Source organism: Mesorhizobium sp. M1E.F.Ca.ET.063.01.1.1, from assembly GCF_003998155.1.
Taxonomy (GTDB): Bacteria; Pseudomonadota; Alphaproteobacteria; order Rhizobiales; family Rhizobiaceae; genus Mesorhizobium.
Genome location: NZ_RZSC01000169.1, coordinates 1 through 9746 on the forward strand (window position 1 = coordinate 1; position 9746 = coordinate 9746).

The 9746-nt window shown below is 64.2% G+C and carries 12 protein-coding genes; all 12 read right to left on the minus strand.

The window, feature by feature from the left end; translation table 11 throughout:
* Window positions 1–1241 (minus strand): flagellar basal-body MS-ring/collar protein FliF (gene fliF / locus EOA29_RS14505; protein ID WP_127221071.1); only part of this gene is annotated, 1241 nt, incomplete at its 3' end.
* Window positions 1242–1461: 220 nt separating this feature from the next.
* Window positions 1462–2532, minus strand: coding sequence for a flagellin (locus EOA29_RS14510; protein WP_126092187.1), 1071 nt, complete (start codon window positions 2530–2532; stop codon window positions 1462–1464).
* 280 nt (window positions 2533–2812) lie between these two features.
* Window positions 2813–3799 carry a flagellin gene (locus tag EOA29_RS14515; protein WP_126092188.1) on the minus strand — a complete coding sequence of 329 codons (987 nt, stop codon included), beginning with the start codon at window positions 3797–3799 and terminating at the stop codon, window positions 2813–2815.
* Window positions 3800–4045: 246 nt separating this feature from the next.
* Window positions 4046–4777, minus strand: a complete 732-nt coding sequence (fliP, locus tag EOA29_RS14520) for a flagellar type III secretion system pore protein FliP (RefSeq protein WP_126092189.1) — start codon at window positions 4775–4777, stop codon at window positions 4046–4048.
* A complete protein-coding gene (locus EOA29_RS14525; protein ID WP_126092190.1) occupies window positions 4774–5268 on the minus strand; it encodes a flagellar basal body-associated FliL family protein in 495 nt (164 codons plus the stop codon). Before EOA29_RS14525 ends, fliP begins: the two co-directional genes overlap by 4 nt.
* An 18-nt stretch (window positions 5269–5286) precedes the next feature.
* The gene (gene flgH, locus EOA29_RS14530; protein ID WP_126092191.1) at window positions 5287–5991 is read right to left on the minus strand and encodes a flagellar basal body L-ring protein FlgH; all 705 of its coding nucleotides are present in this window, start codon (window positions 5989–5991) and stop codon (window positions 5287–5289) included.
* The gene (locus EOA29_RS14535) at window positions 5988–6518 is read right to left on the minus strand and encodes a MotE family protein (RefSeq protein ID WP_126092192.1); all 531 of its coding nucleotides are present in this window, start codon (window positions 6516–6518) and stop codon (window positions 5988–5990) included. The genes flgH and EOA29_RS14535 overlap by 4 nt, the downstream gene beginning before the upstream one ends.
* Before the next feature lie 62 nt (window positions 6519–6580).
* Window positions 6581–7822: a flagellar basal body P-ring protein FlgI gene (locus EOA29_RS14540; RefSeq protein ID WP_126092193.1), complete on the minus strand. Its 1242-nt coding sequence runs from the start codon at window positions 7820–7822 to the stop codon at window positions 6581–6583.
* Window positions 7819–8343: a flagellar basal body P-ring formation chaperone FlgA gene (gene flgA / locus EOA29_RS14545; RefSeq protein ID WP_126092194.1), complete on the minus strand. Its 525-nt coding sequence runs from the start codon at window positions 8341–8343 to the stop codon at window positions 7819–7821. The genes EOA29_RS14540 and flgA overlap by 4 nt, the downstream gene beginning before the upstream one ends.
* 6 nt (window positions 8344–8349) lie before the next feature.
* Window positions 8350–9138 (minus strand): flagellar basal-body rod protein FlgG, encoded by a 789-nt coding sequence (gene flgG, locus EOA29_RS14550; RefSeq protein ID WP_126092195.1) that lies wholly within the window; start codon window positions 9136–9138, stop codon window positions 8350–8352.
* Window positions 9139–9147: 9 nt separating this feature from the next.
* Window positions 9148–9477, minus strand: a complete 330-nt coding sequence (locus EOA29_RS14555) for a flagellar hook-basal body complex protein FliE (protein WP_126092196.1) — start codon at window positions 9475–9477, stop codon at window positions 9148–9150.
* A partial coding sequence (gene flgC / locus EOA29_RS14560; RefSeq protein WP_127221072.1) for a flagellar basal body rod protein FlgC occupies window positions 9477–9746 on the minus strand: 270 nt, incomplete at its 5' end. The genes EOA29_RS14555 and flgC, both read right to left, overlap by 1 nt.

Here is a 9746-nt window from a genome sequence, read left to right on the forward strand (position 1 = left end):
CCGTCGATGAATTCCACCGCCGAGACGTCGATGATGTCGCCGCGCTTGTCGTCGAAGCCGGTGGCCGAGGCCACCATCTTCTGGATGTCCGCAACGCGCTTGGCGATCTGCTCGGGCGTGGCGTCCTTGCCGAGGATGGTCTTGAGCCGATCCTGGTTGACGACGACGGCGATCGACATCTTGGTCACCGAATAGCCGTTGGAGACGGTGGCGATCTTCTTGGAGTTGATCTCGTAGTTGGTGATCTCTTCCTTGCGGTCGTTCTGCGAGGAGGACTGCGGCCCCTCGGTGCTGGTCGTCTGGGTCTCGGGCAGGTTCTGCTCGACGCTGGTCGGGGTCGAGGCCTGCTTCTGGTTGCTGGCCTCGTTGGTGCGTACCGACTGCACCGATCGCTCAACGCGGGATTCAGGATCGAAGATCGTCTCTTCGGTCTGGCGCGTGTCGGTGTTGACGTCGGCCTTGACGCTGGCGCGGAAATTGTCGGGGCCGAGATAGGGTGTCAGCGCGCGGCGGATGTTGTCGCCGATCTGCGCCTCGACCGTCTGCTCGACGCCGAGCGTGCGGGCAGCGCTGGTGTTGGAGGTGTCGTCGCCGGCGGCGAGCAGGTTGCCGTTGGAATCGAGCACGGTGACCTTGTCGGCCGACAAGCCGGGAACCGCCGCGGCGACCAGGTGGCGGATCGACTGCGCGCTCTTTTCGGCATCCATGCCGGCATAGCGGATGACCACCGAAGCCGAGGGCTGCTGCTCGTCGCGGCGGAAATTGGCGCGCTCGGACATGACGATGTGGACGCGCGCCGCCTTGACGCCGGCAATCGACTGGATGGTGCGCGCAATCTCGCCTTCGAGCGCGCGCACGCGGGTGATCTGCTGCATGAAGGACGTCAGGCCAAGCGAGCCGACATTGTCGAACAATTCGTAGCCGGCGTTGGCGCTGGTCGGCAGGCCCTTCTCGGCAAGCAGCATGCGGGCGTGCGCGGTGGTGCCGGCCGGCACCAGCACCGACGTTCCGTCGGCGCCGACATCGAAGCCGATGCCGGCCTCGCCCAGCACCAGGCCGATCTGGTTCACGTCGGAGCGGTCGAGCCCGACATAAAGCGTCTCGTAGGCCGGACGGTTGAGGTAGACCGAGGCGAGGCCGATGACCGCCATGACCAGCGCGGCGATGCCGCCCATGAGGGCGAGACGCCTGACGCCGAATCCCCGCAGATTCGCGATGAGGCTCTGGATCTGTTCCGGCACGTTTCAAGCGCTCCCAGCATGACTGTCCGCCGGAAGACTAGACCGCGAAGCTTGTGCGAGGATGATAGGGCGTGCCGCCCAAAACCTGGCGGGGTTGGGACAAAGACACGCACAAAAAGCGCGTGCCGCGCGAGGACGACGACCACAGCAACAACAAGCCGGCAAGCGAAAAGGCCGCGCCCAAGGCACGGCCTTTCGATAGATCCGGAAGATAAGACGGTTAGCCGTTCTTGAACAGCGACAGGATCGACTGCGAGGAACTGTTGGCGATCGACAGTGACTGGATGCCGAGCTGCTGCTGAACCTGCAGGGCCTGGAGGCGGGTCGATTCCTTGTTCATGTCGGCGTCGACGAGCTGACCGACGCCGCGGTCGATGGAGTCCATCAGGCTCTGGGTGAAGGTCTTCTGCAGGTCGATGCTGCTCTTGGCGGCGCCGAGGATGGTGGCGGAGTCGGTGAGCTGACTCATGACGTTGTCGATCTTGGTGATCATCTGGGTGATGATGTCGTCGGTCACGCCCGACGCCGTGATGTCGAGATTGTAGGCGGAGACGTTGTCGATCTTGACGGGCGTGCCCCCAACAGCGGCCTGGCCGGCGGTGTTGGCGGCGATGTCGGTGGCGCCGCCGGCGATCGCGGCCGCATAGGCGGCATCGTAGGCGGACTGGTCCGCAGCCGTGGAGTAGATCGAGGTCTTGCGGTCGAGGATGCCCTGGTTCTTGACGGCGGTGGCGAGGCCGGAATCGAACAGCTTGATGCTTTCGACATCGATGTCGATGGTTCCGAGCGAGATGGCGCCGGATGAGGTGCGGTTGAACGAGGAGACGATCTTGGCGTCGGGCTGGACGCCGTCATTGGCGGCCGCGACCTGCTTGGACGTCACCGAGAGGTAGTTCGAGCCGGAGAAGGTGGCGGCATCGGCAAAGGACTTCATCTGCGCCTGAAGCGTAGTGATTTCGGTCTGCGTCTTTGCCTTGTTGGCATCCGACTGGCCGACGCTCGACAGCAGCTTGGTCTTGATCTTGCCGATCGTGTCCAGCACGTTGTTCATGCCGGTGTAGGCGGTGTCGACCTTCGAGGCGCCGAGGCCGAGCGCATCCTGCACCGTCGACAGCGCCGAGTTGTCGGACCGCATCGTGGTGGCGATCGACCAGTAGGCGGCGTTGTCGGAGGCTTCGGAGACCCTGTAGCCGGTCGAGATCCGGGCTTGTGTCTGTTCGAGCGATTTGTTGGTGGCGTTGAGGCTTTGAAGTGCAGTCAACGCCGCAGCGTTCGTCATGATGCTCGCCAAGAAACTCGCTCCTTCTCTAAGCCGGCATGCCATACAGGCCGGGTCGACCCGCCCATCGGCTGCGATTGTCCCGGTCAGGGCCGATTCGACAACCTGTCGTAAGCTAACGGTTAACCATACTTAGCGTGATATGGTTAATGCCCTGTTAAAAGTCAGCTTTCGAGAGGTTAAGGAACGAGGGTTGCGCGAGCCTTGATCAAGACGCAAATTGGGGAGCAAACGCAAAACGGGCCGCGCTTTTGGCGCGGCCCGTATGTCTAACTTGATCGGTCGAAGGCGATCAGCCGCGGAAGAGCGACAGGATCGACTGCGAGGAGCCGTTGGCGATCGACAGCGCCTGGACACCGAGCTGCTGCTGAACCTGCAGGGCCTGGAGGCGGGTCGATTCCTTGTTCATGTCGGCATCGACGAGCTGGCCGACGCCGCGGTCGATGGAGTCCATCAGGCTTTGCGTGAAGGTCTTCTGCAGGTCGATGGAGCTCTTGGCGGCGCCGAGCTTGGTGGCAGCGGTCGTCATGGCCTTGAGCGCGGTGTCGACGACGTTCATCATCTCCGAGATCTGGCTGTCGCTGGCAGCGGTGGTACCGGAGAAGATCTTCAGGGTGGCGACCGAGTAGGTGTCGCCGGCTGCCGCAGCCGCACCCAGGGTCGGGTTCTGCGCCGTGCCGACGATGGCGCCGGTCGCGCCGACGCGGTCGGCGTCGAGGATACCCTTCGTGGTCGGGGCCGCACCGCTATCATACAGCTTGATGCTTTCCACGTTGACGTCGATCGTCGAAATCGAAACCGAGCCTGTGGCGCTGCGGTTGAAGGCTGAAACGATCTTGACGTCGGCGGCCGTGCCCGAGGCGGTCTTTACCGACAGCATGTTGGTGCCGGAGAAGGTGGCGCCGTCGGCGTAAGCCTTCAACTGATCCTGAAGCGCCTTGATTTCGGTCTGGGTCTTTTCCTTGGAGGCATCCGTCTGGCCGTAGGATGCGGTCAGCTTCTCCTGGATCTTGTTGATGGTGTCGATCGCGCTGCTCATGCCGGTATAGGCGGTGTCGACCTTCGAGGCGCCGAGGCCGAGCGAGTCCGAAACGGTGGACATGGCCTGGTTGTCGGAGCGCATCGTGGTGGCGATCGACCAGTAAGCGGCGTTGTCCGAAGCCTGCGAGACGCGATAACCCGTCGAGATGCGGGCCTGGGTGGTGTCGAGGTTCTTCTGGGTGGCGTTCAAGCTCTGCAGCGCGGTCAGCGCCGAGGCATTGGTCATGATACTGGCCATGATACTCGTACCTTGATTTTACACGGATTTTTTTGACATACCGGCATTTCCGGTATGACGGTGCGGCATCATGCCAATGACCGTTGAGACCGGTCACCCGCCATCTGCAGGCGACTATGGCGGCAAGTCCCTACCAAAGGGCTAAACCGGACGGTTAATCGAAAATAATATTGGAAACTTCGCGCCGACTTTCGTCTCCAAGTCTTCAAGACTTGCGCGGCATCCCAGGGCGTCCGGCCGTGGCGATCAGGTGAAGGACCGCACCAGGCTGCCGACCAGTAGATTCCAGCCGTCGATCAGCACGAAAAACAGGATCTTGAAAGGCAGCGAGACCACTGTCGGCGGCAGCATCATCATGCCCATCGCCATGGTGACGGTGGCGACGATGAGGTCGATGACCAGGAACGGCAGCACGATCAGGAAGCCGATCTCGAAGCCGCGCCGGATCTCCGAGATCATGAAGGCGGGCACCAGGATGCGCAGGTCGACGGCGTCACGCGAGACGGTCTGGCCGCGCTCGCGGGCGAGATCGGCAAAGAGGTCGAAATCCTTGTCGCGCACATTGTGCAGCATGAAGCTGCGGAACGGATCCGAGATCTTCTCGAAGGCTTCGGCCTGGGTGATCTGATTGTCCATCAGTGGCTTGACGCCGGTGTTCCAGGCCTGGTCGAAGGTCGGCGCCATGACATAGAAGGTCATGAACAGCGACAGCGAGATCAGGATCAGGTTGGCGGGTGTCGACTGCAGGCCGATGCCGGCGCGCAGGATCGAGAAGGCGATGACGAAGCGGGTGAAGCTCGTCACCATGATCAGCAGGCCCGGCGCCACCGAAAGCACGGTGAGCAGACCGAACATCTGGATGAGGTAGCCGACCGTCGTGCCGTCGGCCTTGCCGATGCCGCCGAGATCGAGCTGCTGGGCCGCGGCGACAGAGGTGGTGACGACGATAAGCGCCGTGGCGACAAGCAATCTTCTCATTCGAGCAGCATCGTCCTGATGAGAACCTGTTTGACATGGCCGCCGCTGCGCAGCGCAGCTCGCTCGTCGAGGTCGGCCTTGAGGTGCTGGTAGCCGCTGGCGCCCTCGATCTGGTGCATCTTCAGCGTGCGCACGAACGCCAGAAGGTCCTGCTGGATCTGCTCGGCCATTTCCGGAGGCTGCGGCGCGTCGTAGAGCACCGAAGCCTCAAGCCTTATCCAGACTTCGCCCGGCGAAGCGATATTGGTGGTGATCGGCGCGAGCTGAACCACCGTCGGTCCGGGAGCCGGCTTGCCGGCTTCGGCCGCCTTCTCCGGGCTGCCGGCATTCTCCGGCGCGGCAGGCACAGGTGCCGGCGCTTCGCCTTGCTTGAGATAGCCGCCGGAGACCCAGCCCAGGCCGATGGCCGCGCCCGTCATGACCAGAAGCATGGCGAGTTGGACCACGAGGGATGGTCCTTTCTTGGGCTGCGCCTGCTCGACATTTGCCATAACAGCGGTCTCCCCGTCCTAGAAAGGAAGAACCTGGTCGAGGATCTGCTGGCCGTAGGGCGGCTGCTGGACCTCCATCACACGGCCGCGGCCGCCATAGGAGATGCGTGCCTCGGCGATGCGCTCGTAGGGGATCGTATTTTCGGCGCCGATGTCGGAGGGACGCACCATGCCGGCGATGGTGAGGACCCGAAGCTCGTAATTGACGCGCACCTCCTGCGAGCCCCTGATCATCAGATTGCCGTTGGGCAGCACTTCGGTGACGACAGCGGCGACGTTGAGCTCGAGACTCTCCGAGCGCTTGATCTCGCCGTCGGCGTTGGTCTCGGTGCTGGAACTCAGGCCTGCGTCGCCCTTGCCGCTTGTGCTCTTGCCGTCCCATCCGAGCGTGACGTCGTAGCCGAGCTTGCGGGCGGCGGTGCGGCTGCGGTCGTTCTGGTTCTTGAAATTGGCCCTGTCGTTGAGCTTGATGTTGACGGTCAGGATGTCGCCTTCCCGCAGCGCCCGCGGGTCGGTGAAGAGCCTGCTCTGGCGGTCGTCCCACAGCGAGAATTTTTTCACGGGCGCGGCCGGCGGCTCAGGATAGCTGTAGGGCGCTCCGCCGCCATTGCCGATGCCGGAACCGACCGGCGACAGCGCGGGCTCGCGGCCGACCTCCTTGAGGTCGGTGCCGCAGCCGGACAGTGCCGCAACCGCGACCAGGACGAGCAACTTCAACTTCATGACGGATCAACCCTTCGCGCCGCGCTGGCCATGATGCCGGTGAGCGTCGCCGCCGCCTTCTGGTCCATTTCGTTGAGGATGACGCCCGCCTTGCGTGAATCGAGCTTCATCAGGATGGCGGCAGCGAGCTCGGCATTGACCATCGCAAGGCGCTCGGCCGCGGCGTCGGGCTTCATGCCGGCATAGATCTTGACCACACTGTCCTCGGCGCGCGCCAGGAACACTTCGCGGCGCTTCAGCCATTCCTCATATTCGGTGCGTTTTGCCTCCAGCGCCTTCATGCGCTCGTCGATGCCGGCCTGAAGCTGCTTCAGTTCCTCGGCCTGGAGCGCGTAGCGGCGGTCGCGCGCGGCATCGGCGATGTTGGAGCAGAAGCGCTGGATCTCGCTTTGGTCCGGCGCCTTCGCGCGCACGAGCTGGGCCGGCTGAGCCGGCGCCTGTCCGCCGGGCAGCACCTGGCGGACTTCTTCCGCGCGGGCGGTACCGCCCACCAGCGCGACAATGGCGGCTGCGGCGAGGAGGCTCATTCCAGGATGAAGTCTCGGGCGACGATGCAGTCTTGCGGAGAAAAGCTCGATCATCGGCGTGCCTATTGGAGAACCAGGTCGGCCTGCAGGGCGCCGGCCGACTTGATGCCTTGCAGGATGGCGATGATGCCGTCGGGTTTCACACCAAGGCGGTTGAGGCCGGAGACAAGCGTTTCCAGGTCAGGGCCGTCGAGCACGGCAACGCGCGCGTCGGGCCGCGTAGCTTCGATGGCGGTGAAGGGTTCGACCGCGGTCTCGCCCCTGGAGAAGGGTTCTGGCTGAACCACCTTCGGCGCTTCGGTGATGCGCACGGTGAGCGTGCCGTGGCTGATGGCGACGCGCGAGATCTTGACGTTGTTGCCGATGACGATGGTGCCGGTGCGTTCGTCGATGACGACGCGGGCAGGGGCATCCGATTCGACGACCAGGTTTTCGATCTCGGCATAGAAGCGCGCGGCCGACACGTTCTTCGGCCGCCTGATCTGCACGGTGCGGGCATCGCGCTCAGCCGCGACGCGCATGCCGAAGCGCTGCGCGGTGTAATCGTTGATGGCGTCGGCGATGCGAATGGCGGTCGAGAAATCGGGATTGCGCAATTGCAGCGTCAGCACGCCCTGGTCGTCGAATTCGGCCGGCACGGTGCGCTCGATGATGGCGCCGTTCGGCACGCGGCCGGCGGTGGGCACACCTTGCGTCAACTGCTCGGCCTGGCCCTTGGCGGTGAAGCCGCCCACGATCACCGAACCTTGCCCGACAGCATAGATCTCGCCGTCCGCCGCCTTCAGCGGCGTCATCACCAGCGTGCCGCCGGCGAGCGAGGTTGCGTCACCCATGGAGGAGACGTCGATGTCGATGCGGGCGCCCGACTGGACGAAGGGCGGCATGTTGGCGGTGACGATGACGGCGGCGACGTTCTTGGCGCGCGCGCTGCCGCCTTCGGTGGCGATGCCGAGGTTCTCCAGCATGGCGCGGATCGACTGTTCGGTGAAGGGCGAGTTGCGCAGGCTGTCGCCGGTTCCCGCCAGGCCTATGACAAGGCCGTAGCCGACGAGCTGGTTGTCGCGGGCGCTCTGCAGTTGGGCGATATCCTTGATGCGCGCCGCGACCTGGCCGGGCGGCAGCGTGCTCGGCCCCGTTGAGACGCGGAACATGCGCGTGGTGGTGGCCGGATCGTATTCAGGGTCGTCGTAGACGCCACCGTTCTTCAAGGCCAGCTCGCGCTTGGCCTTGGGCGTCAGCCCGTCCGCCAAGGCGGGCTGAAGGCCGATCGCGGCGCTGAGCAAAAGGGCGAAAGCGCGCATCACGATGCGCCGACCTTGATGGTGCCGTCGGCCATGACAATGCCGGAAATGATCTTGCCGCTGTCGATGTTGCGGACCTTGATGAGGTCGCCCGCGGCGCCTGGCTGCAAGGTGACGCCGGCAGCCGAAATGGTCAGCGCGCCGGCGGTGAAATAGACCTGCACGGAGGCGCCCTGCTCGACCAGCCAGGCTTCTCGGATAGCAGCCACGGGAATGTAGCGGCCGGGCAGCAGCGTGCGCTTGGCGACCTTGCCCTGCAGGTCTTCGGAGCGCGTCGCCATGCCGTCCGGCTCGTGCTTGCCCGGCACGAGGGTCACCTGCTTCAGCGCCGCAAGCTCGATGGTCTCGCCCGGGTAGATGACCCGGTTCGGGATCAGCACAGCCTCGCCGGCCGGCTGGCCGGCGGCGATCTGGCTGGCCGATTGGCCGGCCGTTTCCTGCGCGAATGCCGGCATGCCGCCGGCAACCAGCGCGAGGGCCAGCGCGGCGCGGCAAAATGCGGAACAGGAGATCGGCCTCGGCATCATCCGTTACCTGATGTTCTTGGAGACCACCGAGGCCATGTCGTCAGCGGCCTGGATGACCTTGGAATTCATTTCATAGGCGCGCTGCGCCGAGATCAGCTCGGTGATTTCCTTGACCGGATCGACGTTGGAGGATTCCAGATAACCCTGCTCGATCGTGGCGAAGCCGGGATCGCCGGGAACGCCGACATTGGCCGGACCGGAAGCCGCCGTCTCCTGGAACAGATTGTCGCCGAGCGGGGCGAGGCCGGCCTCATTGGCGAAGTTGACGATCTGAAGCTGGCCGAGAAGCTGCAGGTCGGTCTGGCCGTCGATGCGGGCAAAGACCTGGCCGGTCTTGTTGACGATCACCTCGACCGCGTCGGTCGGCACGGTGATCGCCGGGACGACGCTGGCGCCGTCGACGGTGACCAACTGCCCGGTGGCATTGGTGTTGAAGGCGCCGGCGCGGGAGTAGAGCGTGCTGCCGTCAGCGCCCTCGATCTGGAACCAGCCTCTCCCGGTCAGCGCCAGGTCGAAGCTGTTGCCGGTGCTGGTCAGTTCACCTTGGGTGTGGACGTTGCGCACCGCCGTCGTCTTGACGCCGAGGCCGATCGAGACGCCCTCGGGCACAAGCGAGGTGTTGGAGCGGTTGGGCACGCCCTGGGTACGGTCGACCTGATAGAGCAGATCGGAGAATTCGGCCCGCGCCCGCTTGTAGCCGGTGGTGTTGATGTTGGCGATGTTGTTGGCAATGACTTCCAGATTGGTCTGCTGGGCGTTCATGCCGGTCGCGGCGATAGCAAGGGCTTTCATGACGCGGTCCTAGATATTCATGCGACTGATTTCGAGGTAGGCCGAGACGACCTTGTCACGGATGGCGATGGTCGTCTGCAGGGCCTGCTGGGCGCTCATCACCGCATCGGCCACCTGACGGGTGTCGGCATCGCCCTTGAGCGCCTGGATCGACATCTGCTCGGCGTTCTGCAGCGTGTTGACGGTCTTGGTTGCGGCCTGGCTGAGAAGGTCCGCGAAGCTGCCGCCGACGCTTTCGCTTGCCTGTGTCCCGACACCGCCCGGAAGCAGGCCTGGCGAGGCGGCCTCTGCGCCTTCGATTGCCGGTTTGAACTGTAGTGCCCCGATACCGCCGATCATTACTGGTTCCTCATCAGGTCGATGGTCATGGAAATCAGATCGCGAGCCTGCTTGATGACCTGCAGGTTGGCCTCATAGGAGCGGTTCGCCTCGCTCATGTCGGCCATTTCGACCAGCACGTTGACGTTGGGCATCTTCACGTACCCCTTTTCGTCGGCGGCTTCGTTGCCGGGCTGGAACTCGATCGGGAAGTCCGACGGATCGCGCGCGATCGAGCTCACCTCGACCAGCGAGCCGCCGCTCGCGCGGTCGAGCTCGGACTGGAAGGT

Coding starts and splice junctions, on each gene's coding strand:
- flgA (WP_126092194.1), bottom strand. CDS start 8,343: ATGCCGAGGCCGATCTCCTGTTCCGCATTTTGCCGCGCCGCGCTGGCC.
- flgG (WP_126092195.1), bottom strand. CDS start 9,138: ATGAAAGCCCTTGCTATCGCCGCGACCGGCATGAACGCCCAGCAGACC.
- EOA29_RS14555 (WP_126092196.1), bottom strand. CDS start 9,477: ATGATCGGCGGTATCGGGGCACTACAGTTCAAACCGGCAATCGAAGGC.
- EOA29_RS14515 (WP_126092188.1), bottom strand. CDS start 3,799: ATGGCCAGTATCATGACCAATGCCTCGGCGCTGACCGCGCTGCAGAGC.
- EOA29_RS14525 (WP_126092190.1), bottom strand. CDS start 5,268: ATGGCAAATGTCGAGCAGGCGCAGCCCAAGAAAGGACCATCCCTCGTG.
- fliP (WP_126092189.1), bottom strand. CDS start 4,777: ATGAGAAGATTGCTTGTCGCCACGGCGCTTATCGTCGTCACCACCTCT.
- flgH (WP_126092191.1), bottom strand. CDS start 5,991: ATGAAGTTGAAGTTGCTCGTCCTGGTCGCGGTTGCGGCACTGTCCGGC.
- EOA29_RS14535 (WP_126092192.1), bottom strand. CDS start 6,518: ATGAGCCTCCTCGCCGCAGCCGCCATTGTCGCGCTGGTGGGCGGTACC.